Annotated in this window: 21 protein-coding genes and 2 pseudogenes; 13 read left to right on the forward strand and 10 right to left on the reverse strand. The window is 72.8% G+C overall.

Annotated elements, in window-relative coordinates; genetic code table 11:
• Positions 1 to 19 precede the first annotated feature (19 nt).
• Entirely contained in the window at positions 20 to 1,783 is a 1,764-nt protein-coding gene (locus TR48_RS00360; protein ID WP_042363717.1) for an AMP-binding protein, read from the reverse strand.
• A 174-nt stretch (positions 1,784 to 1,957) separates the two neighbouring features.
• Positions 1,958 to 2,236 carry an HPr family phosphocarrier protein gene (locus TR48_RS00365; RefSeq protein ID WP_042363718.1) on the reverse strand — a complete coding sequence of 93 codons (279 nt, stop codon included), beginning with the start codon at positions 2,234 to 2,236 and terminating at the stop codon, positions 1,958 to 1,960.
• A 227-nt stretch (positions 2,237 to 2,463) separates the two neighbouring features.
• Between TR48_RS00365 and TR48_RS00370 the strand changes: the two genes are divergently transcribed.
• From TR48_RS00370 to TR48_RS00385, 4 genes are all read left to right on the forward strand, one after another.
• Positions 2,464 to 5,337 (forward strand): bifunctional acetate--CoA ligase family protein/GNAT family N-acetyltransferase, encoded by a 2,874-nt coding sequence (locus TR48_RS00370; protein WP_042363719.1) that lies wholly within the window; start codon positions 2,464 to 2,466, stop codon positions 5,335 to 5,337.
• Positions 5,338 to 5,368: 31 nt separating this feature from the next.
• Complete coding sequence (locus TR48_RS00375; RefSeq protein WP_042363720.1) at positions 5,369 to 5,965, forward strand: DUF5998 family protein; 597 nt, start codon at positions 5,369 to 5,371, stop codon at positions 5,963 to 5,965.
• A gap of 174 nt (positions 5,966 to 6,139) precedes the next feature.
• Positions 6,140 to 7,324 carry an alkaline phosphatase family protein gene (locus TR48_RS00380; RefSeq protein WP_042363721.1) on the forward strand — a complete coding sequence of 395 codons (1,185 nt, stop codon included), beginning with the start codon at positions 6,140 to 6,142 and terminating at the stop codon, positions 7,322 to 7,324.
• Positions 7,317 to 7,988, forward strand: coding sequence for a thymidine kinase (locus TR48_RS00385; RefSeq protein WP_042363722.1), 672 nt, complete (start codon positions 7,317 to 7,319; stop codon positions 7,986 to 7,988). Before TR48_RS00380 ends, TR48_RS00385 begins: the two co-directional genes overlap by 8 nt.
• 21 nt (positions 7,989 to 8,009) lie before the next feature.
• On the opposite strand, the pseudogene TR48_RS45085 reads toward TR48_RS00385, so the two are convergent.
• The 4 genes and pseudogenes from TR48_RS45085 to TR48_RS00400 all read right to left on the reverse strand — a co-directional run.
• Positions 8,010 to 8,147 (reverse strand): annotated as a pseudogene (locus TR48_RS45085) (IS5/IS1182 family transposase); the annotation flags it as partial.
• Between the two features lie 93 nt (positions 8,148 to 8,240).
• The gene (locus TR48_RS00390; RefSeq protein WP_042363723.1) at positions 8,241 to 8,903 is read right to left on the reverse strand and encodes a hypothetical protein; all 663 of its coding nucleotides are present in this window, start codon (positions 8,901 to 8,903) and stop codon (positions 8,241 to 8,243) included.
• Positions 8,904 to 9,115: 212 nt separating this feature from the next.
• Positions 9,116 to 10,021, reverse strand: a complete 906-nt coding sequence (locus TR48_RS00395) for an alkaline phosphatase family protein (protein ID WP_042363724.1) — start codon at positions 10,019 to 10,021, stop codon at positions 9,116 to 9,118.
• A 140-nt stretch (positions 10,022 to 10,161) separates the two neighbouring features.
• The gene (locus tag TR48_RS00400) at positions 10,162 to 10,887 is read right to left on the reverse strand and encodes a VOC family protein (protein ID WP_152627726.1); all 726 of its coding nucleotides are present in this window, start codon (positions 10,885 to 10,887) and stop codon (positions 10,162 to 10,164) included.
• Between the two features lie 109 nt (positions 10,888 to 10,996).
• Between TR48_RS00400 and TR48_RS00405 the strand changes: the two genes are divergently transcribed.
• On the forward strand, positions 10,997 to 11,857 hold the full coding sequence (locus TR48_RS00405; RefSeq protein ID WP_042363726.1) for a sulfurtransferase: 861 nt from the start codon (positions 10,997 to 10,999) through the stop codon (positions 11,855 to 11,857).
• Between the two features lie 240 nt (positions 11,858 to 12,097).
• On the opposite strand, the gene sepH is transcribed toward TR48_RS00405, so the two are convergent.
• Positions 12,098 to 13,243 carry a septation protein SepH gene (gene sepH, locus TR48_RS00410; protein ID WP_084728650.1) on the reverse strand — a complete coding sequence of 382 codons (1,146 nt, stop codon included), beginning with the start codon at positions 13,241 to 13,243 and terminating at the stop codon, positions 12,098 to 12,100.
• Positions 13,244 to 13,681: 438 nt separating this feature from the next.
• Here sepH and TR48_RS38495 point away from each other — a divergent pair, with 438 nt between their 5' ends.
• Entirely contained in the window at positions 13,682 to 14,521 is an 840-nt protein-coding gene (locus TR48_RS38495) for a hypothetical protein (protein WP_152627727.1), read from the forward strand.
• Positions 14,522 to 14,553: 32 nt separating this feature from the next.
• Here TR48_RS38495 and TR48_RS00420 read toward each other — a convergent pair whose 3' ends face one another.
• The gene (locus TR48_RS00420) at positions 14,554 to 15,870 is read right to left on the reverse strand and encodes a D-arabinono-1,4-lactone oxidase (protein ID WP_236651938.1); all 1,317 of its coding nucleotides are present in this window, start codon (positions 15,868 to 15,870) and stop codon (positions 14,554 to 14,556) included.
• A complete protein-coding gene (locus TR48_RS00425; protein ID WP_236651939.1) occupies positions 15,821 to 17,092 on the reverse strand; it encodes an MFS transporter in 1,272 nt (423 codons plus the stop codon). Before TR48_RS00425 ends, TR48_RS00420 begins: the two co-directional genes overlap by 50 nt.
• 136 nt (positions 17,093 to 17,228) lie before the next feature.
• Here TR48_RS00425 and TR48_RS00430 point away from each other — a divergent pair, with 136 nt between their 5' ends.
• Positions 17,229 to 18,371 carry a ferrochelatase gene (locus TR48_RS00430; protein WP_042363729.1) on the forward strand — a complete coding sequence of 381 codons (1,143 nt, stop codon included), beginning with the start codon at positions 17,229 to 17,231 and terminating at the stop codon, positions 18,369 to 18,371.
• Between the two features lie 46 nt (positions 18,372 to 18,417).
• The gene (locus TR48_RS00435; protein ID WP_042363730.1) at positions 18,418 to 19,224 is read left to right on the forward strand and encodes an inositol monophosphatase family protein; all 807 of its coding nucleotides are present in this window, start codon (positions 18,418 to 18,420) and stop codon (positions 19,222 to 19,224) included.
• Between the two features lie 150 nt (positions 19,225 to 19,374).
• On the opposite strand, the gene TR48_RS00440 is transcribed toward TR48_RS00435, so the two are convergent.
• Positions 19,375 to 19,560, reverse strand: coding sequence for a hypothetical protein (locus TR48_RS00440; protein WP_042363731.1), 186 nt, complete (start codon positions 19,558 to 19,560; stop codon positions 19,375 to 19,377).
• Between the two features lie 347 nt (positions 19,561 to 19,907).
• On the opposite strand from TR48_RS00440, the gene TR48_RS00445 reads away from it, so the two are divergent.
• From TR48_RS00445 to TR48_RS42845, 5 genes and pseudogenes are all read left to right on the forward strand, one after another.
• The gene (locus tag TR48_RS00445; protein ID WP_042363732.1) at positions 19,908 to 20,561 is read left to right on the forward strand and encodes a response regulator transcription factor; all 654 of its coding nucleotides are present in this window, start codon (positions 19,908 to 19,910) and stop codon (positions 20,559 to 20,561) included.
• A gap of 72 nt (positions 20,562 to 20,633) precedes the next feature.
• Positions 20,634 to 21,875, forward strand: coding sequence for a sensor histidine kinase (locus TR48_RS00450; protein WP_042363902.1), 1,242 nt, complete (start codon positions 20,634 to 20,636; stop codon positions 21,873 to 21,875).
• A 248-nt stretch (positions 21,876 to 22,123) separates the two neighbouring features.
• Positions 22,124 to 23,104 carry an acyl-ACP desaturase gene (locus TR48_RS00455; protein ID WP_042363733.1) on the forward strand — a complete coding sequence of 327 codons (981 nt, stop codon included), beginning with the start codon at positions 22,124 to 22,126 and terminating at the stop codon, positions 23,102 to 23,104.
• Positions 23,105 to 23,549: 445 nt separating this feature from the next.
• Entirely contained in the window at positions 23,550 to 23,849 is a 300-nt protein-coding gene (locus TR48_RS00460) for a DUF4193 domain-containing protein (protein ID WP_042363734.1), read from the forward strand.
• Positions 23,850 to 23,951: 102 nt separating this feature from the next.
• A pseudogene (locus TR48_RS42845) lies at positions 23,952 to 24,281 on the forward strand (hypothetical protein); the annotation flags it as partial.

The following is a 24,281-nucleotide window of genomic DNA, read 5'->3' on the forward strand; positions in this document are numbered from 1 at the left end:
CCGCGGCCGACTCGCCGACTCAGCCGCGCGAAAAGTCCTCCTCCCAGAACTCCAGCTTCCCGCGCACGGGGGTCTCCGCGCCGCCGGTCAGCCCGCTGCCGCCGTGCAACTCCTGCTCCCGGCCCCGCAGTTCCACGCGCCGGATCTTGCCGGAGACGGTCTTCGGCAGCTCCGCGAACTCCAGTCGCCGCACCCGCTTGTACGGCGCCAGCCGACCCCGCGCGAACTCCAGGATCGACCGCGCCGTCTCCGCGTCCGTGACGGCCCCGGGGACCAGCACCACGTACGCCTTCGGCACCGACAGCCGGACCGGGTCCGGCGACGGCACCACGGCCGCCTCCGCCACCTGCGGGTGCTCGATCAGGACGCTCTCCAGCTCGAACGGCGAGATCCGGTAGTCCGAGGACTTGAAGACGTCATCGGTCCGCCCGACGTAGGTCAGGTAGCCGTCCGCGTCACGGAACGCCACGTCGCCGGTGTGGTAGAAACCGCCGGCGGTCGCCTCCGCCTGGCGCTCCGGGTCCTGCTGGTAGCCCGTCATCAGGCCCAGCGGGGCGGTGTCCAGCGGCAGGCAGAGCTCCCCCTCCGCGCCGGGCTCGGTGACCACCTCGCCGCTCACGGCGTCGACCAGCGCCACCTCGTAGCCGGGAAGAGGCACGCCCATCGAGCCCGGCTTGACCACCAGGCCGGGCGGGTTGCCGACCTGCGCGGTGGTCTCGGTCTGCCCGAAGCCGTCGCGCAGCGTCACACCCCAGGCGGTCTGCACCCGCTGGATGATCTCCGGGTTCAACGGCTCACCCGCGCCGACGAGTTCGCGCAGCGGCGGACGCCACTGGGTCAGGTCTTCGAGGACCAGCATCCGCCACACGGTCGGCGGCGCGCAGAACGAGGTGACCTGGTGGCGGACCATGGCGTCCAGCAGCGGACGAGCGGCGAACCGCGGCTGATTGACGATCAGGATCTCCGCTCCGGCGTTCCACGGTGCGAAGAAGTTGCTCCACGCGTGCTTGGCCCACCCGGGCGAGGAGACGTTCAGGTGCACGTCGCCCGGCCGCAGGCCGATCCAGTACATCGTCGACAGGTGGCCGACGGGGTAGGAGCGGTGGGTGTGCTCCACGAGCTTGGGGCGGCTGGTGGTGCCGGAGGTGAAGTAGAGCAGCATCGGGTCGTCGGCGCGGGTCGGCCCGTCGGGGGCGAAGCCCTCGGGAGCCGCGGCGGATTCCGCGTAGGAGAGCCATCCGGGCACCGGCTCGCCCACGGCGATCCTGGTCCAGTCGCCGCCGATCCCGGCGAAGCCGCCGGTCAGCCCGGATTCGGCGATCACGTGGCCCACCTCGCCGCGCGTCACCCGGTCGGCGAGGTCCTCGGGGGAGAGCAGGGTGCTGGCGGGGATGACGACCGCACCGAGCTTGATCGCGGCCAGCATCACCTCCCACAGCGGGACCTGGTTGCCGAGCAGCAGGAGCACCCGGTCGCCGCGGGCCACGCCGAGGCCGCGCAGCCAGTTCGCGACCTGGCCGGAGCGGGCGCTCAGCGCGGCGAAGCTCAGCGCGGTCTCGGCGCGGACCTGGCCCTCCGGTGTGAGGTCCACGACGCGAAGGGCGATGTCGTCGTTGCCGTGCGCCTCGGGGTCGAACCAGTCGAGGGCCCAGTTGAAGTGGTCGCCCTGCGGACGCGGGAGCCGCCGGGCCGCCTCGATGTCGCCGCGGTGACGCAGCAGATGGTCGCGCGCGGCGCGGAATTCGGCTGTCGCCTCCTTCGGGGGCGTGCTGTCCGGTGCCATCGCGATCTCCTCCCGCGGGGGCGCACAGCGGCGTGCGCCGAACGGATCACACCGTTTCAGCCGCCCAGGGGCGGGTCAAGGAGGCCAAGCCGTCGGCCGTTTCGGAGGAGCGGCAGGGGCGGGGCACGGTGCCGCGCCGCCTCGGCGGCGCGGCGGGCCCCAGCGCCCGGAGGCTCAGGCGGCGGGCAGCTCGTTCAGGCCCTCGCCCACCAGTTTCGCCAGGCGGTCGAGCGCGGCGTCGGCGCCGTCGGCGTCGGAGGCGAGAACGACCTCCTCGCCGCCCTGGGCGCCGAGGCCCAGCAGCGCGAGCATGGACGCGGCGTTGACGGGGTCGCCGCCGTTCTTGGAGATGGTCACCGGTACGCCCACCGCGCCGGCGGCGCGGACGAAGATGGAGGCGGGACGGGCGTGCAGGCCCTCGGGCCAGCCGATGGTGACGCGGCGCTCTGCCATGGTGCGTGCCTTTCGCGTGGTGCGTGGTGCGTGTTGATCCGCGATGCGGTGACTCGAGGATTCGGACCACTCAGGTTATTCGTAGCATTCGGCTCCGGTCCGGACCCGTCGGCTCTCCTGTTGTCTAGACCATTCTGACACGCCTTCGCGGGGACCGGGCGCGGCCCCTCCACGACCCCTTCTGCGTCGCACGCTACCCATGCCGGTTCCGCGGTTAACCTGAGCGAGTGAGCGAGAGCTACCCGGCCCACTGGGAGGCCGACATCGTGCTGCGCGACGGCGGCACGGCCCGGATCCGCCCGATCGTCCCCGACGACGCGGACCGTCTCGTCGCCTTCTACCAGCGCGTCTCCGACGAGTCGAAGTACTACCGCTTCTTCGCTCCCTACCCGCGGCTGTCCGCCAAGGACGTCCGGCACTTCACCCACCACGACTTCGTCGACCGCGTGGGCCTGGCCGCACTGGTCAACGACCAGTTCATCGCAACCGTCCGCTACGACCGCATCGACGCCACCGGACGCCCCTCCGGCTCCGGCACCGAGGCCGAGGTCGCTTTCCTCGTGCAGGACGCCCACCAGGGGCGAGGCGTGGCCTCCGCGCTGCTGGAGCACATCGCCGCGACCGCCCGCGAGCGCGGCATCCGTCGTTTCGTGGCCGAGGTGCTGCCCGAGAACCGCAAGATGGCCAAGGTCTTCACCGAGGCCGGCTACACCCAGCAGCGCAGCTTCGCCGACGGCGTGCTGCACTTCGAGTTCGACCTCGCGCCGACCGAGGAGTCCCTCGCGGTCATGCGCGCCCGTGAGCACCGGGCCGAGGCGCGTTCGATGCAGCGGCTGCTCGCGCCCCGGTCCGTCGCGGTGATCGGCGCGGGCCGCAACCCCGTCGGTGTCGGTCGCACGGTGCTGCGCAACCTGCTCTCGGGCGGGTTCACCGGCCCCCTCTATGCGATCAACCCGGCCGCCGCCGATCCCGGGACCGGCCTCGCCGAGCTGGACGGCGTACCGGTGCACGCCTCCATCGCCGACGTGGCGGACCCGGTGGACCTCGCGGTGATCGCCGTCCCCGCCGAGCAGGTCCCCGAGGTGGTGGCCGACTGCGGCGCGGCGGGCGTGCACGGGCTCGTGGTGATCACCGCCGGCTACGCCGAGACCGGCCTCGACGGTCGCGCCCGTCAGCGCGAACTGGTCCGGCAGGCGCGCGCGGCGGGCATGCGCGTGCTCGGGCCGAACGCGTTCGGCCTGATCAACACCGATCCGGCGGTGCGGCTCGACGCCTCCCTCTCTCCCCAGCTGCCCCGGCGCGGACCGCTCGGGATCTTCACGCAGTCGGGCGCGATCGGCGCGGCACTGCTGGAGGCCGCGCACCGGCGCGGCCTCGGCATCTCGGCGTTCGCCTCCGTGGGCAACCGCGCCGACGTCTCCGGAAACGATCTGCTGCAGTTCTTCGACGAGGACGAGGCCACCGGCGTCGCGCTGCTCTATCTGGAGTCCTTCGGCAACCCGCGCAAGTTCAGCCGGCTGGCGCGGCGGGTAGCGGCGCGCAAGCCGCTGGTGGTGGTGAAGGGCGGGCGCGACACCCGCAGCATCCCCGCCGGGCACGCCGCGGCGCTGACGCGCATCGCCGACTCGACGGTCGACACCCTCTTCGAGCAGGCCGGGGTGATCCGCGTCGACACCATCACCGAGCTGTACGACGCCGCCGACCTGCTCGCCCACCAGCCGCTCCCGGCGGGCCCGCGGATCGCGATCGTCGGCAACTCCGACTCCCTCGGCCTGCTCACCCACGACGTCGCCCTGGGCATGGGCCTGCGGCCGCTGCTGCCGCACGACCTCACGACGAGCGCCACCCCGGACGACTTCCGCAACGGCCTGCGGGCCGCGATCGACCGCCCGGACAGCGACGCCGTCGTCGCCGTGGTCATCCCGCCGATCGGCGCGGGGGGCTTCCCGAGCTTCCCGGGCTCCGGCCTGATCAGCCGCACCAGCCCGCCGACGGCGGCCACCGCCCCGGCCCTCGACCTCGCCCCCCTCGCCGCTGCCCTCCGCGACAGCGCCGCCCGCGCCCGCCGGGCGGCCAAGCCGCTGATCATCGTCCACCTCGCCATGCCCGAACTCGTCGACCAGGTCAGCGCCCCCGCCGCCGAGGCCGACGCGGAAGCGGACGGCCCGAACGCGTTCGAGGACACAGCCGCGCCAGCCGCGCCGACCTCCGTCCTTGCCGGCCGCGCGGGCACGCCGCAGGCCCTGGCCACGCCGACTGCCGCCCCTGCCACCTCGCCCGGCTCCGATCGGCTGAGCGCCCCCGGCGGAGGCGGCTCGGCCGGGGGCGGCAAGGACGGCGCGGCGAGTGCTGAAGCGGGGTCGGCGACCGGGTCCGGAACCGGCGCGGGTTTCGGCAGCCACACGGGTGACGGCCAGGACGGCAGTCCGGCGGTTGCCGGGGGGCGGGTGCCGGGGTATCCGCGGCCGGAGCGGGCGGTGCGGGCGCTGGCGCACGCGACGCGGTACGCGCAGTGGCGGGCGCGGAGCGCGGAGCCGCGGACGATCCCCGAGTTCGACGACGTCGCCGAGCAACAGGCGCGAGCCCTGGTCGCCGAGGCGCTCGGCCGGGGCCAGGAGGCCGTGCTCGACGCGGCCGCCGCCGCCCGGCTGCTGGCCTGCTACGGCGTGCGGGTCGAGCCCGAGGCCGGACAGGCGCTCGTGACCGACGGCGTCTTCGTGGACACCACCGTCTCCGCCTCCGTCGATCCGGCCGTCGGCGCGATCCTCTCCTTCGGGCTCACGGGCGTCGCCTCCGAGCTGTTGGGGGATGTCGCGCACCGGCTGATTCCGGCCACGGCGCCCGAGGCCGCCGCGCTGATCCGGGAGATCAAGGCGGCCCCGCTGCTCTTCGGCTGGCGCGGCTCCGAACCGGTCGACACCGCCGCCCTGGAGCTGCTGCTGCTGCGCGTCTCGCAGCTCGTGGACGACCTGCCGGAGGTGGCCTCGCTCACGCTGGAGCCGGTCCGGGTGGGGCGTAAGGGCCTCGTGGTGCTGGGTGCGGACGTCCGTTTGGCCCGACTGCCCGCACGGACCGACCTCGGACCGCGCGCGCTGGCGTGAGCCGGGCCCGGGTCATGCCAGGATGGTAGGTATGGCGAAGACCGGTACGACGACCACCACCCAGGGGCTGCGCTCCGCGATCGAGCGCAGCGGCTACTACCCGACCCTCGTGTCCGAGGCCGTCGAGCAGGCCGTGGGGAGCGAGAGCGTCGAGGCCTTCCTGGTGCACCAGGAGACCACCTTCGACGCCAACGAGGTCCGCCGCCACGTGACCGTGCTGGTGCTGACCGACGCCCGCTTCATCGTCAGCCACACCGACGAGCAGGGCGCCGACGACTCCTCGCCGGTGCCGTACGCGACGACCTCCACCGAGAGCGTCAAGGTCGGCCGGATCTCGTCGGTCGTGGTCAGTCGGGTCGTCGCCAACCCGGAGACGTACGTGCGCGGCTCCCTGCCGCGCGAGGTGGTGCTCACCATCGGCTGGGGCGCCGTCTCCCGGATCGACCTGGAGCCGGCCGCCTGCGGCGACCCGAACTGCGACGCCGACCACGGCTACACCGGCTCGACCACCGCCGACGACCTCTCGCTGCGGGTCAGCGAGGCGGGCGACGGCCCGGAGACGGTCGCGCAGGCGCTCGCCTTCGCCCGGGCCCTGTCCGAGGCCACGGCGCGCACCACGGACCAGTAGGCCCGGCCGTGCCGAGAGGCGCCACCGCCCCCGCCTGCGGACGGGAGTACCTCCGTCACGGGCCCGTCCCGGGCGCCGCCTCTTCCCCCGGCCCCATACCACCGGATCCCCACGGCCGGATCCGCCGAGCCCTTCGCCCCTCGCCGCCTGCCCGCGTCCTGTAGAAACGACTCGATGACTCTCCCTCACACTGCCGCGCCGGTCCCCGCCTACGGCTCGGCCGCCCTCGCGGACGTGCTGCCCGCGGTCGCGGTCGGCCTCGGTCTGACTGAGGCCGACGGCGTGCCCGCGACTGGCCTGCGGCTGCCGGCCGCGGACCGCGTCTGTGTCTTCTTGATCGACGGACTCGGCTGGGAGCTGCTGCGCGGTCACCCGGACGAGGCGCCGTTCCTCACCTCGCTGCTGTCGAGCTCGCTCGCGGGCAGCGGGCGTCCGCTCACCGCCGGCTTCCCGGCGACGACCGCGACCAGCCTCGCCTCCTTCGGCACGGGACGTCCGCCGGGCGAGCACGGCCTGGCCGGCTACCTGGTCCGCATCCCCGGCGAGCGGCGGCTGATGAACCAGCTGCGCTGGCAGCCGCACGTCACCCCGCGCAGCTGGCAGCCGTATCCGACGGTCTTCCAGCGCACTCACGCGCACGGCGTGGCGACCTGCCAGGTCTCCTCGCCGACCTTCGAGTTCACCCCGCTGACGGAGGTGGCCCTGTCCGGCGGCGAGTTCGTCGGGCGGCTCACCGGCGAGGAGCGGATGGACCTGGCCGCCGAGCGCCTGGCCGCCGCGGACCGCGCCCTCGTCTACACCTACTACAGCGAGCTCGACGGCATGGGCCACCGCCATGGCGCGGCCTCCGACGCCTGGCGCGGCCAGCTCATGGCCGTGGACCGGCTCGCCCAGCGCCTCGCCGAGCAGTTGCCGCCGCGCTCCGCGCTCTACATCACCGCCGACCACGGCATGGTCGACGTGCCGACGGACCCGGCCGCCGGAGCCCGTGTCGACATGGACGCGCCGGAGCAGGAGGACCTGCGCGCCGGCATGCTCCTGCTCGGCGGCGAGGGCCGCGCCCGTCACCTCTACGCCCAGCCCGGTGCGGAGGCCGATCTGCTCGCCGCCTGGCGCGAGCGCCTCGGCGACCGCTTCTGGATCGCCTCCCGCGACGAGGCGATCGAGGCCGGCTGGTTCGGCCCCGTCGTCGAGGACCGTGTCCGCGGCCGCATCGGCGACGTCGTCGCCGTCGCGGCCTCCGACGCGGCCGTGACCGCGACCCGCCGCGAGCCGGGGGAGTCGTCCATGGTCGGCATGCACGGCTCGCTGCTCGACTCCGAACTGCTGGTGCCGCTGCTGGAGGTGCGCCGTGGCTGAGCTGGTCTTCTTCTCCGGGACGATGGACTGCGGCAAGTCCACGCTGGCGCTGCAGATGGACCACAACCACCGGGCCCGCGGCCGCCGCGGCACCATCTTCACCCGCAACGACCGCGCGGGCGCGGCGACGCTCTCCAGCAGGCTGGGCCTCAGCACCCAGGCCGTCGAGGTCCGCGAGGGCCTCGACTTCCACCACTACGTGGTGAAGGCCCTTTCCGCGGGGGAGCGGATCGACTACCTCATCTGCGACGAGGCCCAGTTCTTCGAGGCCGGCCAGGTCGACCAACTCGCCCGCGTCGTCGACGACCTGGCGATCGACGTCTACACCTTCGGCATCACCACCGACTTCCGCACCCGGCTCTTCCCCGGCTCCGCGCGCCTGATCGAACTCGCGGACCGCGTCGAGGTGCTGCAGGTCGAGGCCCTGTGCTGGTGCGGCGCGCGGGCGACGCACAACGCCCGCACGGTCGGCGGCGTCATGGTGGTCGAGGGCGCCCAGGTCGTCGTCGGCGACGTGGTCGTCAACGACGACCAGATCGGCTACGAGGTCCTGTGCCGCCGACACCACCGCAAGCGCATGACCTCCGCCACCTCCCGCGCCGGCGCCCTCTCCCCCGACGTCCTCCCCTTCGACGCCGTCTCCCCCGTGCCGGGCCAGCAGTAGTAGGACTTGTCCGGTCGATCACGTACGAAGCCAGATCACGACGGTAATCCCGTCGATCACCTGTCGATGGTCCCGCCACCGGCCACAACGCCTGTTGCTGACGGGCAGGAACGGCCTCAGCCGCTCCCACTCGGCATCTGTCAGATCACCCCGCCGCATGCCAGAACCGACGAGCAAGTCAGCTGACAGTCACATGATCGACCGACAAGTCCTAACCTCGCCGCCGCCGGTGGGCGCGTCGGAGCAGGGGTCTCAGCGGCAGAGCAGGACGCCGACCTCGTTCCCCTCGGAGTCGAGGCAGGGCAGCAGTTGGTGACCGTCCGGGTCGACGAAGCACCCGAGCGCCGCCACCTCCGACCGGCCGTCAGCGGAGAGCAGCCAGCCTTCTGCGTAGTCACCCGGCTCGGCGCCGTCGGAGGCGAGCGTGTCGGCATCGATGCCCGCTTCCGCGAGGCCCTGCTCCAGGTCCTCGGCGCGGTCCCAGCCACCGTCCTCGACCGGCGGCCGCCGCTTCAGCGCGGCCAGCGCGCGGGCGACCGCCGGAAGCACACCCTGCACGCCGGAGTCCAACTCTCCGCCGCGCACCACGAGGAACCCGGAGTTGGTCATCAGCCCGTCGCCCAAGTCACCCGCCTCCACGGGCAGGGCGTCGCCGGAGCGGACGAGCACGGCGGACACCTCGGGCACAGACTCGCCGTCGCCATCACCGTCGAGCAGCAGATACACCGCGTGCGGGCCCGCCCCCACCGGGACACCGAACGCGTCATCGCTGAACGGATCCTCGAACCAGGCGGTGTCACCGCCGAAGTCCACTTCGACCCGGCGGTACCTGGCCGACTGCTCACCGGCATCCAGCGCGGGCAGTGCCGCGAAGAAGTCGGCCAGGTGGTCCTCGTCTTCGAACGTCCAGTCCATGCCCTGCTCTCCATTCCCGTCCGGTGATTTTCGGCCACGAGTTCGACGTGCCGTCAGCGAGGCTGAGCGTAGCCCGCCGGTCGGACAGGGCGGTTGGGCAGTGTCCCGGAGATCAGTTGAGTCGTTGACAGGACCGTGGGACATAGGGGTGATCTGACGGATGCCCAGTGGGAGCGATTGGAGTCGCCCACGTCCGCAGGGAGTTGCCGGATTCAGGCGGGCTGGAGGTCTGCCGAGGCGCGGGCCGCGGAGGCGGCGAAGGGGAGGCCGTCGAGGGTCCAGTGGCGGTCAGGCCGGAGCCCGAGGGAGGCGAAGACCTGGGGGGCCACGTCGACGTGGCGCAGCGGGGCGGTGATCGAGCCCGGGGCGAACTCCGGTCCGCTGCAGGCGATCCAGGCGGTGCGCTCGAGCACGCTGTCGCCGCCGTGGCCGCCCTCGTCCACGTGCCCGTGGTCGGTGACGACGATGACCGTCCAGTCCTCATCCGCGTAGGTGGGCCGGGCGCGGAGCGCGTCGAGGAGACGCCCGAGGCGTTCGTCCGCCCGCAGGACCGCCTCGCGGTAGTCCGCGCCGCAGCCGCGCAGGTGCGCGGTCTCGTCGACGGCGCCCAGGTAGACGAAGGACGCCTCGGGGTCCTCCTCGCGCAGGACGGTGACCGCGTCGCGGACCATCCGCTCGTCGACCGCCTCCCAGTCCTCGCACGTCTCCGCCGCCGGGGCGACGAAGCTGAGGCGCCCGGGCCCGTTGAACAGCGGACCGCCGCTGCGCGCCAGCACCAGCGGCTCCCACGCCGCCGCGACGTAGGTGCGGCGGCCGAAGCCGTGGGTGAGGCGGGTGAGGAAGTCGGGGAAGACCGCCAGGCGGTGGCCGGTGAAGTCGTTGTTCCACACCGCGTGCTTGGTGACGTGGACGCCGGTGGCGATCGTGGCCCAGCAGGGGCCGGACATGGTCGGAGTGCCCGCGTCGATCACGACGGGCGCGAGGAAGCCGGCGTCGGCGACCTCGTCCAGGCGGGGCGTCTCCAGTTCGGCCAGGACGTCGAGGCGGACGCCGTCGATGCCGACGACGAGGACACGGCGGGCGCGCTCGCCCCGGTCGGACTGGTGCGGGAGTGCCATGCGGTGCCCCTGAGCTGGGTCGTGCGAACGGTTCCCGTCACCCTAACGGGGGACGCCGCGCCGCGTGAGCGCGTACCACACCTCAGGGCCGATGAACTTGTCGGGACAAGTCGGTGAACGCCCGGGGCTGCCGCGCCCGTTCACGCCTCCGCGAGCCGCACGAGCGCGAACGGACCGCCCTGCGGGTCCCGCAGGAACGCGCCCTCGCCGTAGCGCGCGGGCGGCAGCGACCGCTCCAGGCTGCCGCCGAGTTCGATCGCCGTCTTGACCGCCATGTCGAGGTCGGCGACCGCGAAGTAGACGCGCCAGCGCGGACGCGGGTCCCCGGGATCGGCCGCACGGATGCCCGCGACGCGGTGGCCGCCGTAGCGGAGCAGTATGGCGTCCTCGTCGCGACCGATCTCGGCGCGGCCGTCCTCGACGGCCGCGAGGCCGAAGACCTTGGCGTAGAAGTCGGCGGAGTCCAGCACCGAGGGGGTGCGCAGCTCGCTCCAGACCACCGCGCCCGGCTCGCGCCGCACCTGCCAGCCCTGGTGCCCGCGGGGCTCCCACGCGCCGAACACGGCGCCCGCCGGGTCCGCCGCGAGCACGAGCCGTCCGGCGTCGGCCGAGTCCAGCGGGCCGAGCGCGACGGTGCCGCCGCAGTCGCGGATCCGGTTCGCCACCTCGTCCGCGCTGTCCACGGAGAAGTAGGTGACCCAGTCCACCGGGAAGCCGGCCGTCTCCTCGAACTGTCCGATTCCGGCGACGAGGAGCCCGTCCAGCGTCGCGCGCAGGTACGGACCGAGGCGGTCCGGGCCGCCCTGGTACTCCCAGCCGAGCAGGCCCGAGTAGTACGCGCAGGCCGCGTGGAGGTCATGTGCCATCAGGCTCACCCAGCAGGGAGTCCCCTGTGGCTGCCGCAAGCTCTCACTCACGCCCCCGATGCTCCCACCCCGGGCCCCCGAGCGCTGCCGTTGGCACGACAATGTCCCTATGAATGAGCCTGCCACCACCCTGATCGGCCCGGCCGGTCTCGCGGACCTGCTCGCCGGGGAGCAGCCGCCGACGCTGCTCGACGTCCGCTGGAGCCTCGGCGGCCCGCCGGGGGACGAGGAGTTCGCCAAGGGCCACCTGCCCGGCGCGCACTACGTCGACCTGGACCGCGAACTCGCCGGCGCGCCGGGCGTGGCGGGCCGTCACCCACTGCCCTCGCCCGCGGTGTTCCAGGCCGCGCTGCGGCGCGCCGGGGTGCGCGCGGACCGCGACGTCGTCGTGTACGACGCGGCCACCTCCATGTCCGCGGCCCGCGCCTGGTGGCTGCTGCGCTGGGCCGGGCACACACGCGTGCGCGTGCTGGACGGCGGCCTGCGGGCGTGGACCGAGGCGGGCCTCCCGCTGTCGGCGGAGGAGCCGGCGGAGGAGTCGGGCGACTTCACGGTGGTGCCAGGCGGCCTCCCGACGATCGACGCGGACGGCGCGGCGGCGTGGCCTGCGGCGGAGGGCCCCGCGCGGGTCCTGCTCGACGTGCGCGCGGGGGAGCGCTACCGCGGCGAGACCGAGCCCGTCGACCCCCGCGCCGGCCACATCCCCGGCGCGCTCTCCGCGCCGACCTCGGACAACGTGGACGCCTCCGGCCGCTTCCTGCCTCCGGCGGAGCTCGCCACCCGCTTCCGCGCCCTGGGCGCGACGGCGGACACGGACATCGCGGTCTACTGCGGATCCGGGGTGACGGCGGCCCACACCGTCCTCGCCCTCGAGCTCGCGGGCCTCCCGGCCACGCTCTACCCGGGCAGCTGGAGCGAGTGGTCCACCGACCCCTCCCGACCCGCCACCACCGGCCCCAACCCCCGCTGACGCGCCCTCAGGGCGCGACGCCGACCGGAGCGATCACGCACGCTCCCGCGGCTTGTCGCACTCTCCCAGGGCGCGGGGAACTGCGCGACAAGCCGCCCGCGTGCGGATAGTCCTCTTCGTGCAGGGCCATTCGCACGCCGGTGGTTGCCCGCGCCCATGCGGCGGAGCCGCACATCGGCAGAGCCTCGCGCCCCTGAGGCACTGCGTGGGTGTCCGCGTGGCCGCCAGGCTGAGGAGGCGTCAGTCCTGCTTCTTGCGGCGGGTGCCGAAGACGATCTCGTCCCAGCTGGGCACGGCTGCCCTGCGGCCGGGGCGGACGCCGTCAGCCTCGGCCTGGCGGTCGGTGGAGCCGATGAGGCGGTCGCGGTGCGGCGTGGCCATGCGGGGCATGAGGACGTCGGCGTAGGCCGCGCCCGCGCCCGCGGCTGCCGCCGCCGGGGGGACCTCCGTCTCCTCGGCCAGCGAGGACTCGTCCGGCAGCGCGGACGGCAGCGGCGTCTGGACCGCGTCGAGGTCGAGGAAGTCCACGGAGTCCAGCTGGTCCGCGACACTCGACGCGGCAGCGGACGCCGCGGCTGCGGTCGCAGCGGGCGCCGTCGGCTCGGGAGCCCGCTCCACCCGCTCGACGCGTTCCACCCGCTCCACGCGGTCGAGCGACGGGCGCTCCAGCGAGAGCCGCTCCAGCGGCGGCCGCTCGGGGGCGAGCGGGCGCATGCCCATGCCGCGGTCGGCTCCGGGGAGCCGGGCGATGCGGGGGACGAACGGATGCGTCGGCTCGGCCGCCAGCGCGGGCGACTCGCCGATCAGCGCGCGGGCCTCGTCGTCGCAGGGCTGGACCAGGCGACGCGGCGGGTCGTAGGTCCACCGGGCCTGCCGCGCCGCGGAGTCCGCGCGGAAGCCGAGGATGATCTCCCAGGTGCCGTCGTCGCGACGGTAGGAGTCCCAAACCGTGCTGTCCTTCTCCGCGCCGCGCAGCAGCAGGCGCTCGGCGACGGCGTCGCCGAGCTGCGGGCCGGTGGACTCGCCGGCGCGGCGCACCGGGGTCTTCCGGGCGCGCTCGGCCATGAACGCGCGCTCGGCGAGGACGGGGCCCTCGAAGCGGCGGACCCGCTCGACGGAGATGCCGGCCTGCTGGGCGACCTCCTCGGCCGTCGCGCCGGCACGGATGCGCGCCTGGATGTCACGGGGGCGGAGGTGGCTCTCGACGTCGATCTGACCGAGACGCGGCCGGTCGCCGCGGACCGCGGCACGCAGCCGCTCGTCAATCGGAAGGAAGTATTCCGTCGAATCGGCAGCCTTGAGCACCAGCCGTGAGCCGTCATTGCTGACGGCTACGACGCGCAGTTCGGGCACGGTTACCTCCCGGGTGGTGCCTGCCGACGTCACCTGCGTCGCTGCTCCCGTAACGAGTGTGGCGTGCCGACGTCCCGGCGGACCACAACATTGCAGAGTTACCCGGCGGGTCAGCCTCGGTCCGCGACTCACCGTTATGGCACAGTTACTTCTTTTGACTACCTGTCACTGTTCCCATTGTTCCGACCCCCGGATCCGCGCCTTTCGCGGCGAGCACCCCGGGACGAGCGTCGCCGACCGCGCGCAGCCGGGCTTCACGCCACACTACTCCAAACGTGGCCCCCGGATGGTGCGGCTCGCGGCTCAAGTCTGCCCCGAATCGCTGGATTCTCAAGGGTCGCCACTCCGATGGCGGTCGTCCGCGCGGCTTACGGTGATCATCTTCACACATTTCGGCCATCCGGAACTGTGGGGTCCTTCGAACGGTCGTACCTGGTGCACCATGGACAAAGGCAGCATCGAGGGGCATTGATGGAGGATTTGGAAAATCAGGGCGGAAAGCCCACGCGCAGGACCCTCGATCTGAGCCTCGCCCAGGTGGCGGCGAGCGCGCTCGCCGCGGTGGTCGGCGCGGTCCTCGCGTCGCAGTTGGGCGTCTACGGGACGATCCTCGGCGCGGCCGTGGTCAGCGTCGGCGCGACCACCGGGACGGCCGTGTTCCAGCACCTGTTCCGGCGCACCGGCGAACAGCTCCGGGAGAGGGCGACGACGCCGACGCCGATCGAACAGGCGCCTCCGGCGGCGGGACCCGCCGGAGCGGCGGAGGCGCAGGTCTTCGACCCCTTCGACCGCGGCGGCGAGCACACGCGGATGATGGCGCGAATCAACCCCCCTGACCAGGCCGAGGCCGTCGCCGTGTACCGCGGGCGGCCCAGTCTCAAACCCAAGAGCTGGAAGGTCTACGCCGTCACCGCCGCCATCGTCTTCGCGCTGGCGATGGGCACGGTCGGCGTGATCGAACTGGCGTCCGGCAAGCCTGCGGCGAATCTCTTCGGAGGCGGCGACGAGGGCGGCGCGCGGCCGAAGGGCGGCACCTCCGCACCTGTCGACCCGTCACCCGGCGCGTCCACCGGCCGCGGCGCCGGCACCGGCGGTACCCGCGACACCGCGGAGAAGAGCGACAGCCGCACCTCGGCCACTCCGGGAGCCTCGGGGGCCTCGGCCGGTCCGGAGCCGAGCGGAAGCGCCGGCACGAAGCCCGACCCGGCGACCCCGAAGCCCACCCCCGACGACTCCGCCGCCACGGACGGCAGCGGCTCGGGCGCGTCCCCGTCCGTCTCAGCCGCCCCGCAGACCGCGCCCTCCCCCTGAGCCGCCGCACCCCGCGCCGTCCGCTGCGGCGGTCAGTCGCCCAGGACCCGGCGGAGGTAGTCGTTGGCGAAGCGCCTCTCCGGGTCGACCCGGTCCCGCAGGGCGGTGAAGTCGCCGAAGCGCGGGTAGACGCCCGCGAGGTACTCCGCGTCGCGGGTGTGCAGCTTGCCCCAGTGGGGGCGGCCCTGGTGGGCCGTCATGATCTGCTCCACCTCGGTGAAGTAGGCCGGCTCGGCCGTGCCCTGGTACAGGTGCACGGCGATGTACGCCGTGTCCCGGCCGCTCGCGGTCGAGAGCCAGAGGTCGTCGGCGGGGGCGACGCGGACCTCGACCGGGAAGGAGATCTTCCAGTCCGAGCGCTCGATCCTGCGCTTGAGTTCGCGCAGCGCCGTCGTCGCCGCCTCGCGCGGGACGGCGTACTCCATCTCGACGAAGCGGACCCGGCGCGGGCTGGTGAAGACCTTGTACGACGTGTCCGTGTAGGTCCGCTCGGACCAGGCCCGGCTGGAGATCTTCGCTATCGCCGGGATGGTCCGCGGGAAGGCGCGGCCGACCCGGCAGGCGCCCTCCCAGACGGTGTTGGAGACGAAGTCGTCGTCGAGCCAGCGCCGGAACCCCGGCAGTGGCGCGGCCGGCCCCGTGCTGCGGTTGTTGCGCTTGGTGGTGCAGCCCTCGGTGTGCGGGAACCAGTAGAACTCGAAGTGCTCGTTGTCGTTCGCCAGTTCGTCGAAGCGGCCGAGCACCTCGTCGAAGGGCATCGGCGCCTCGTGCGCCGTCAGCAGGAAGGCCGGCTCGACGCCGAAGGTGATCGCGCTGACCACGCCCAGCGCGCCCAGCCCGAGCCGCGCGCCCTCGAACAGCTCCGGGTCCTCGCTCGGGGAGCACCGGGTGACCGTGCCGTCGGCGAGGACGATCTCCAGGGCCCTGATCTGTGCGGCGATCGAGCCGGAGTCACGGCCGGTGCCGTGGGTGCCCGTGCCGGCGGCCCCGGCCACCGTCTGCACCATGATGTCGCCCATGTTGGTCAGGGCGAGTCCCACCGAGTGCAGCAGCAGGTTGAGCCGCTCCAGCGGCAGGCCGGACTCGACGGTGACGGTGCCGCCCTCGCGGTCGATCTCGCGGACCGCGGTCAGCCCGTCCGGCCGGACCAGGACGCCGTCGGTCACGGCGATCGGGGTGAACGAGTGGCCGCTGCCGACGGCCTTGACCGGGAGCCCCTCGGCCCCGGCGGCGGTGATCGTCTCGGCCAGCTCCGCCACGGAGCCGGGCGTCACCACCCGGCTCGGCCGGGCGGTCTGGTTACCGGCCCAGTTGTTCCACAGGCTCGGCTGGGTCGTCGGACTCGACACGTGCACGCTCCCGCTGCTCCGGCGCCGACCGCAGTCGACGAGACCCGAGGAACGCCGCGGCCACCGAGAGCCCCGCGGCGGCCACCGTCACCCAGTAGCCGCTGGAGGCGCCCGCGGCGTCCACCGTCCAGCCCGCGGCGGAGGAGCCGAAGGCCACCCCCACGGCCAGCCCGGTGGTGGTCCAGGTCATGCCCTCGGTCAGCTTGGCCGTCGGCACGATCCGTTCCACCAGCGCCATGGTGGTGACCATGGTGGGGGAGATGGACAACCCGGCGACGAACAGCGCCACCGCCAGGGCCACGAGGTTCTTCACGAATAGGAGCGGCAGCATACTCAGCCCCAGCGTGACGATCCCCACCAGGAACCGACGCGAGAGCGGGCCCTTCAGGTGGAGCGCGCCGAAGACGATGCCGGCGACGCAGGAGCCGAGGGCGTAGATCGCCAGCACCACGGAGGAGAGCGCCTTGTGGTGCAGGTGGTCCGCGAAGGCCACGGTCACCACCTCGACACTGCCGAAGACGGCGCCGACGCCGACGAAGGTGAGCACCAGCACCAGCAGTCCGCGGGTGCGCAGCGCGGAGCCGGCCGCCGTGGCGTGGGTGTGCGGGTGCACGGGCGGCTCGGTGCGGCCCTGGGCGCAGAACATCAGCGTGCCGACGGCCAGCAGGATCAGCGCCGACAGCGGGCCGGCCTCCGGGAACCAGGAGGTGGACAGACCCACGGCCAGGATCGGCCCGACGATGAAGACGATCTCGTCGACGACCGACTCGAAGGAGTACGCCGTGTGCAGCAGCGGTGAGCCCTGGTAGAGGTTCGCCCAGCGGGCGCGCACCAGCGAGCCCACCGCGGGCATGCAGCCGACCACGGCGGCGCAGACGAAGAGCGTCCAGTCCGGCGCGCCGAAGGCGGCGCAGAGCAGCAGCGCTCCCATCGCGGCCACGGTCACGCCGGTCGCGCGCAGCGCGATCCTGCTCTGCCCGTACCGGTCGACCAGTCGCGCCACCTGCGGACCGAGCAACGCGGCCGCCAGCGCGATGGTGGCCGAGACCGCGCCGCCGAGCGCGTAGTCGCCGCGCAGCGAGGAGAGCATGGTCACCATGCCGATGCCCATCATCGACATCGGCATCCGCGCGATGAACCCGGCGGCGGAGAACGCGAGGCTGCCGGGGGCCTCGGCGAAGATCCGCCGGTAGGCGGAGAGCGCGGACAGCGCGGAGGGCACAGGAGCTCCGTAAGGGATATGGGTGGTTTAGACAGCTTACGCGGCTCGGGGCGGGCGGCCCAGCGGATATCTCAGGGGGTGAGCACGTCCTCGGCCGCCTCCGCGTCGAGGGCGGTGCGCATGTAAAGATCAGGGCATGTCCGACGCGCATGCTCCGTACGACGCCCTGCTTCTGCTCTCCTTCGGCGGCCCGGAGGGCCCCGAGGACGTCGTGCCCTTCCTGGAGAACGTCACCCGGGGACGCGGTATCCCCAAGGAGCGCCTGGCCGAGGTCGGGCAGCACTACTTCCTCTTCGGCGGCGTCAGCCCGATCAACGCGCAGAACCGCGAGCTGCTGGCGGCGCTGCGCGCCGACTTCGCCGACCACGGCCTGGACCTGCCGGTCTACTGGGGCAACCGGAACTGGGCCCCCTACCTGGTCGACACCCTGCGCGAGATGGCAGCCGACGGCCACCGCCGCGTCCTGGTGCTGGCCACCAGCGCCTACGCCAACTACTCGGGCTGCCGCCAGTACCGCGAGAACCTCGCCGCCGCGCTCACCGCGCTCCGCGAGGAGGGCGCGCCCGGCGCGGCCGAGCTGCGGCTGGACAAGCTGCGGCTGTTCTACAACCACCCGGGCTTCGTCGAGCCGATGATCGAGTCCACGCTCGCCGCGCTGGACACCCTCCCGGAGGGCGTGCGCGCGGGCGCTCGGCTGGCCTTCACCACCCACTCCATCCCGGACGTGCTGGCCGACTCCTCGGGCGCGCCCGGCGATCCGGCTCGGGGCACGCACGGCGGCGCCTACGTCGCCCAGCATCTTGAGGTCGCCCGCCTGATCGCCGAGGCCGTCGCGGAGGCGACGGGAGTCGCCGACCGCCCGTGGGAGCTGGTCTACCAGAGCCGCAGCGGCGCGCCGCACATCCCGTGGCTGGAACCCGACATCTGCGACCACCTGGAGGCCCAGCACGCGGACGGAGCCGCGGCGGTGGTCATGGTGCCGATCGGCTTCGTCTCGGACCACATGGAGGTCAAGTACGACCTCGACACCCAGGCCCGCGAGAAGGCCGACGAGCTCGGCCTGCCCGTCGCCCGCGCCGCCACCGTCGGGGCGGACCCGCGCTTCGCCGCGGCCGTCCGCGACCTGGTCCTGGAGCGCGCCGCGCGGACCCGGGGCGAGCAGGTCACCCCGTGCGCGCTGGGCGCGTTCGGCGCGTCCCACGACGTCTGCCCGGTCGGCTGCTGCCCGGCGGCCCGCGGCGCGGCGCCCGCCGCGGCCGGCGAGGACTGGACCGACTGACGCGCCGTCCGCTCCACCTCACGTGTCGCTCGAAGGGGAACGCGCCATGACGGAACATCAGAAGCTGTACGCCGAACTTCTCGACGTCGCCGTCGAGGCCGCGTCCCGTGCGGGTGCGCTGCTGCGCGACGGCCGCCCGGCCGACCTCGGCGTCGCGGCGACGAAGAGCAGCGCGGTCGACGTGGTGACCGAGATGGACCTCGCCGCGGAGAAGCTGATCACCGGGCTGATCGCCGAACGCCGTCCGGAGGACGGGCTGTTGGGAGAGGAGGGCGCCTCCCGCGAGGGGACCAGCGGGGTGCGCTGGATCATCGACCCGCTGGACGGGACCGTCAACTACCTGTACGGCCTGCCGGCCTGGGCGGTCAGCATCGCCGCCGAACTCGACGGCGAGGTGGTCGTCGGCGTCGTCGAGGTCCCGCCGCGCGGCGAGCGCGTGCACGCCGTACGCGGCGAGGGCGCGTACCTGGACGGGCGCGCCCTCACCGTCCGCACCGCGCCCCCGATGGACCGGGCGCTGATCGGCACGGGCTTCGGCTACCTGCAGCAGCGCCGCGCTCGCCAGGCGGAGGTGCTCGCCTCCCTGCTGCCCCAGGTCCGCGACATCCGTCGTGGCGGCTCCGCCGCGGTGGACCTCTGCGACGTCGCCGCAGGACGCCTGGACGGCTACTACGAGCGCGGCCTCAACCCCTGGGACTACAGCGCCGGCGCGCTGATCGCCGCCGAGGCCGGCGCCGTGGTCTCCGGCCGCCCGGGCCTGCCGCCCAGCCCCGAGCTCACCGTCGCCGCACCCCCTGGCCTCTTCGAGCCCCTCCAGGCCTCCCTGGAGCACCTGGGCGCCTGGCACGACTGAGCCCCCGGCCACGCCGCCTCCACCCGGCCTCCGCGAGCGGCCAGAAGCGACTCGCCCCGCACACGAAGGCGCCCCGGACTGGGTCCGGGGCGGGCGCGGGTGCGGGGCGAGGGGTTGGGGCGGGCGAGGGCGGGGTGGGCCGGGGAAGGGTCAGGCCGCGGTGCGCGGGGCGGTCGGCATCAGTTCGATGCCGTGCTCCGCCGCGAGACGACGCAGGTCGTCAAGCTCGGACTGCTCGACCTCGGCCAGGAAGTCGTCCCCCGACTCCAGGGCTCGGTGCAGGTCCTGCTCGGCGTTGCGGATGCGCTGGAGGATGCCGGCGGTGAAGGCGTCCATAGGTTGACCCCCTTGCTGGTGTCGTGGCGGCCCCGGGTTACGGGGGACCCGGCGCGGATGGCCGCACGGCGGGCGGGTGCGAAACACATGACACACATGTGCCTGCAGCGCACATTGCGCTGGTGCATCGCGGGTGTAATCAGCGTCCTCCCCAAGCGTCTGAGCGGGGAAACCTCGGACCGGAAGCGAATTGGGTCACATCCGGGCCGAGCGCGGCCGCGCCTGGTCACGCGCCGCTTACCAGTGCTTTACGGCGGGTCGAGGCAGGATGGAAGCCTGCCGGACACGGTGGGATGACTCCGTGCGCGCGCCCCCTTCCGGCGCGTGCCGCCCCGAAAGGACCTTTGGTGCGAGTACTCGTGGTCGAGGACGAGCAACTGCTCGCCGACGCTGTCGCCACCGGCCTGCGCCGCGAGGCCATGGCCGTGGACGTCGTCTACGACGGCCAGGCCGCGCTGGACCGGATCGCGCTCAACGAGTACGACGTCGTGGTGCTCGACCGGGACCTGCCCCTCGTCCACGGCGACGACGTGTGCCGCAAGCTGGTCGAGGAGGCGCTGCCGACGCGCGTGCTGATGCTGACGGCCGCAGGCGACATCAGCGACCGCGTCGAGGGCCTGGAGCTGGGCGCCGACGACTACCTGCCGAAGCCGTTCGCCTTCAGCGAACTCGTCGCCCGGGTACGGGCGCTCGGCCGGCGTGCGACGACGCCGCTGCCGCCGGTGCTGGAGCGGGCCGGGATCACGCTGGACCCTGGCCGCCGCGAGGTGCTGCGCGAGGGCAAGCCGATCTCCCTCGCGCCGAAGGAGTTCGCCGTGCTGGAGGTGCTGATGCGGGCCGGCGGGGCCGTCGTCTCCGCCGAGCAACTGCTGGAGAAGGCCTGGGACGAGCACACCGACCCGTTCACCAACGTCGTCCGGGTCACCGTGATGACGCTGCGGCGCAAGCTCGGCGAGCCGGCGGTGATCATCACGGTGCCGGGCTCGGGATACCGGATCTGAGTCGTGACCACCACAGAGACCAGGGGCCTGCGGGGCGGGGGCGGCGGCAACCACCCCGACCACGGCAACCACATCGACATCAGGGAGTCGCTGCTCCCGTTCCGGCCGACCCTGCGCATCCGGCTGACCATGTTCTACGGCGGGATGTTCCTGCTCGCCGGGCTGATCATGGTGTTGGCGATGTACCTGTTCGTGAACCAGGCCTTCAGCAGCGCCACCAGGATCCCGTTGATCCACGTGGGCCCGAACGTCACGATCACCACCCAGGACGGCACGCCGCTCACCGGTGACGAGTTCCGCGCCTGGCTCTACAACTACCAGCACCAGGAGGCGTCCGACGCGCTGCACGTGCTGGTCTGGAAGTCCCTGGCCGCGCTGCTCGCGCTGCTGATCCTCGCGGTCTTCTTCGGCTACGCGATGGCCGGCCGCGTGCTCAGCCCCCTCGGCCGGATCACCCGGACCGCGCGCCAGGTGGCCTCCTCCGACCTGCACCGTCGGATCGAGCTGGACGGGCCGGACGACGAGCTCAAGGAGCTGGCCGACACCTTCGACGACATGCTGGACCGGCTGGACAGATCCTTCGAGTCGCAGCAGAAGTTCGTGGCCAACGCCTCGCACGAGCTGCGCACCCCGCTGGCGATCAACCGCACCCTGCTGGAGGTCCAGCTCTCCGACCCGGCGGCCCCGCCGGAGCTGGTGCAGCTGGGCAAGACGCTGCTGGCCACCAACGAGCGCAGCGAGCAGCTCGTCGAGGGCCTGCTGCTGCTCGCCCGCAGCGACAACGAGCTGACCGAACGCAAGCCGGTGGACCTCGGCGAGGTGGCCCGGCAGGCGCTGGAGCAGACCCGTGGCGAGGCCGAGGACCGCGGCGTCCGGCTCCGCTCGACGCTGCCGCCGGTGGCGGGCGAGGTGGTGGTCGCCGGCAACGGCGTGCTGCTGGAGCGGGTGGCGCTGAACCTGATCCAGAACGCCGTGAAGTACAACCTGCCCCAGGACGGCTGGGTGGACGTGCAGGTGCACGCCGCCCTCAACGGGGGCGGGGAGCTCGTGGTGGTCAACAGCGGGCCCGTCGTGCCCGGCTACGACGTGGAGAACATATTCGAGCCGTTCCGGCGCGGGAAGGGCCGGGAACGGACGCAGAGCGACAAGGGCGTGGGTCTCGGCCTCTCGATCGTCCGCTCGGTCGTGCGGGCCCACAACGGCTCCATCGAGGCCGTTCCGCGCGCCGAGGGCGGTCTGCTGATCCGTGTCCGGATCCCGGCCGCCAAGGCGCCGTCCCTGCCGCCGCTGCCGACCAGGGGCGCCATCGGCTGACGCCCCGCGGCCTCCGCCGCCCCCTCGCTCACCTGCGAGGGGGCGGAATCTGCTGCTCCGTTCCGGCTCTTTGACGACCGGCAAGTAACTGAATGCCCAGCTTGTGACGTGGGCCCGTGGCCTTGCCAGCGGTCGCGTCGTCAACCTACGGTGGCGTAACCTACGGAACCGTAGGTGAGAGTTCTCCACGCCGTACCCGTGCCGTCCCGCAGGGCGTACCGCGAGCCGTATTCGAGAGTTGGATTGCCGTGACGATCGCCCCCGACCGCCCCGCCGGCCGCACCGGCTGGACCGACGTGCAGCTCATCCACGCCCTGGACGAGGTCGTCGAGCGCGAGCTCAACCGGCACCTCGGCGTCGCCAAGGAGTGGATGCCGCACGAGTACGTGCCGTGGAGCATGGGCCGCGACTTCGACGGCCTGATGGGCGGGGAGGCCTGGTCGGTCGAGCAGTCCAAGGTCACCGACGTCGCCCGGGTCTCGCTGGTGGTCAACCTGCTCACGGAGGACAACCTCCCGAGCTATCACCACGAGATCGCGTCCATGTTCGGCCGTGACGGCGCCTGGGGCACCTGGGTGCACCAGTGGACGGCCGAGGAGGGCCGCCACTCGATCGTCATGCGCGACTACCTGCTGACCACGCGCGCCGTCGACCCGGTCGCCCTGGAGCGGGCCAGGATGACGCACATGGCCGGCGGCTTCGAGTCCGACAACAACCACTCGATGCTGCACTCGGTGGCCTACGTCTCCTTCCAGGAGCTCGCCACGCGCATCTCGCACCGGAACACCGGCCACAACTCCGGCGACCCGATGTGCGACCGCATGCTGTCGCGCATCGCCACCGACGAGAACCTGCACATGGTCTTCTACCGGAACCTGCTGAAGGCCGCCCTGGAGATCGCCCCCGACCAGGCCATGCGCGCCATCGCCGACGTGGTGATCAACTTCCGGATGCCCGGCCACAGCATGCCCGGCTTCGAGCGCGCGGCCGTCCAGATCGCCGTCGGCGGGATCTACAACCTGCGGATCCACCACGACGACGTGCTTCAGCCGGTGCTGCGCAAGCTGAAGGTCATGGAGATCACCGGCCTGGGCCCCGAAGGCCTCCAGGCCCAGCAGGAGCTCGGTTTGTTCCTCGATGGGCTCGACACCCAGGCGACCCGCTTCGACGAGCGTCAGGCGGCCATTCTGGCCCGTCGACAGGCCGCCCAGGAGCGCCGCGTCGGCTAGCGGGACGGGTTCGTCGTTCTTCGTCGCTCTTCGCGTCCTTCGTGGTCCTTGGTCGTCCATGGGCGGACAAGTCCCGACTTTCCAGAACCGTGACGAACGTCACAAACTGGTATGTCACTGTGGGTGTGCGCACATTTTCAGCCAAAGTGACGTCGAACAGCTTATGACGGACAGTGATCGGGCGGATGGCCGCAGAGCCTTGTGGTTTCCGGGTTTCCGCCCGTCATGATCACGGTAAGTGGTCAATGAAGGATAGCCGCCCGGCCCCCGCTGACCTCCCCGAACAGCCCCCGCGATCACCTCTTCGGGGGTCTGATCGGGTGTCGATTGAGTAACGGACCTTGAAGTAAGGCAAAATCTCGCCCTCGGGTCGGGCACAAGTCCGGCCCCCTGCGCGTTACGTGCGCTGGAGACAACCGCAACACGCCCAAAGGGGGAGAGTGATATGGCGACTGACTACGACACCCCGCGCAAGACCGATGACGACCTCGAATCGGACAGCATCGAGGAACTCAAGGCACGCCGGAACGAGAAGACGACCAGCTCGGTCGATGTCGACGAGTTCGAGGCTGCCGAGGGACTGGAGCTGCCCGGAGCAGACCTCAGCAACGAGGAGCTGTCCGTCCGGGTGCTTCCGCGCCAGGCCGACGAGTTCACCTGCTCGAGCTGCTTCCTGGTGCACCACCGGAGCCAGCTGGCCAACGAGAAGAACGGCCAGCCGATCTGCCGGGACTGCGCCGCCTGATCGAGCGGTGTAGGAAGGGGACTCATGGGACCGTTCCGCAAGCCGCAGAGATCCTCAGGCGCCGGGAAGGACCCGGCCGGACCGTCAGCGAACGAACCTAGTGTGGCGCTCGACGAGACGACGGCCGACCTTGCCCGGATCGCCGACGAGATGGAGGTCTGGGACGGGTCCGCAGGAGCGGACTCCGTCCCCGCCGAGCAGGGCCGTATGGCCTCGCTCGCGCGAAAGCTGGGGCGAGGCCTCGGCAGGGGTGCCAAGGACGGCGCGGTCGGCCTTGCCGACCGCCTGATGACGGCGGCACCCCGCATCAAGGTGCGCGATGTGGCGACACTGCGCGCGCACCATCCCGACGCGCGCAGCGCGGAGGAGCTGGCCGACCGCATCGCGGCCGCCGGCGCCTGCGCCGCCGGCGCGGTCGGCGCGGGCGCGGGC

The sequence above is a fragment of the Streptacidiphilus neutrinimicus genome (assembly GCF_000787815.1).
GTDB lineage: Bacteria > Actinomycetota > Actinomycetes > Streptomycetales > Streptomycetaceae > Streptacidiphilus > Streptacidiphilus neutrinimicus.

Coding starts and splice junctions, on each gene's coding strand:
- TR48_RS00360 (WP_042363717.1), bottom strand. CDS start 1,783: ATGGCACCGGACAGCACGCCCCCGAAGGAGGCGACAGCCGAATTCCGC.
- TR48_RS00365 (WP_042363718.1), bottom strand. CDS start 2,236: ATGGCAGAGCGCCGCGTCACCATCGGCTGGCCCGAGGGCCTGCACGCC.
- TR48_RS00375 (WP_042363720.1), top strand. CDS start 5,369: ATGGCGAAGACCGGTACGACGACCACCACCCAGGGGCTGCGCTCCGCG.
- TR48_RS00380 (WP_042363721.1), top strand. CDS start 6,140: ATGACTCTCCCTCACACTGCCGCGCCGGTCCCCGCCTACGGCTCGGCC.
- TR48_RS00390 (WP_042363723.1), bottom strand. CDS start 8,903: ATGGACTGGACGTTCGAAGACGAGGACCACCTGGCCGACTTCTTCGCG.
- TR48_RS00395 (WP_042363724.1), bottom strand. CDS start 10,021: ATGGCACTCCCGCACCAGTCCGACCGGGGCGAGCGCGCCCGCCGTGTC.
- TR48_RS00400 (WP_152627726.1), bottom strand. CDS start 10,887: ATGGCACATGACCTCCACGCGGCCTGCGCGTACTACTCGGGCCTGCTC.
- TR48_RS00405 (WP_042363726.1), top strand. CDS start 10,997: ATGAATGAGCCTGCCACCACCCTGATCGGCCCGGCCGGTCTCGCGGAC.
- TR48_RS38495 (WP_152627727.1), top strand. CDS start 13,682: ATGGAGGATTTGGAAAATCAGGGCGGAAAGCCCACGCGCAGGACCCTC.
- TR48_RS00430 (WP_042363729.1), top strand. CDS start 17,229: ATGTCCGACGCGCATGCTCCGTACGACGCCCTGCTTCTGCTCTCCTTC.
- TR48_RS00435 (WP_042363730.1), top strand. CDS start 18,418: ATGACGGAACATCAGAAGCTGTACGCCGAACTTCTCGACGTCGCCGTC.
- TR48_RS00440 (WP_042363731.1), bottom strand. CDS start 19,560: ATGGACGCCTTCACCGCCGGCATCCTCCAGCGCATCCGCAACGCCGAG.
- TR48_RS00460 (WP_042363734.1), top strand. CDS start 23,550: ATGGCGACTGACTACGACACCCCGCGCAAGACCGATGACGACCTCGAA.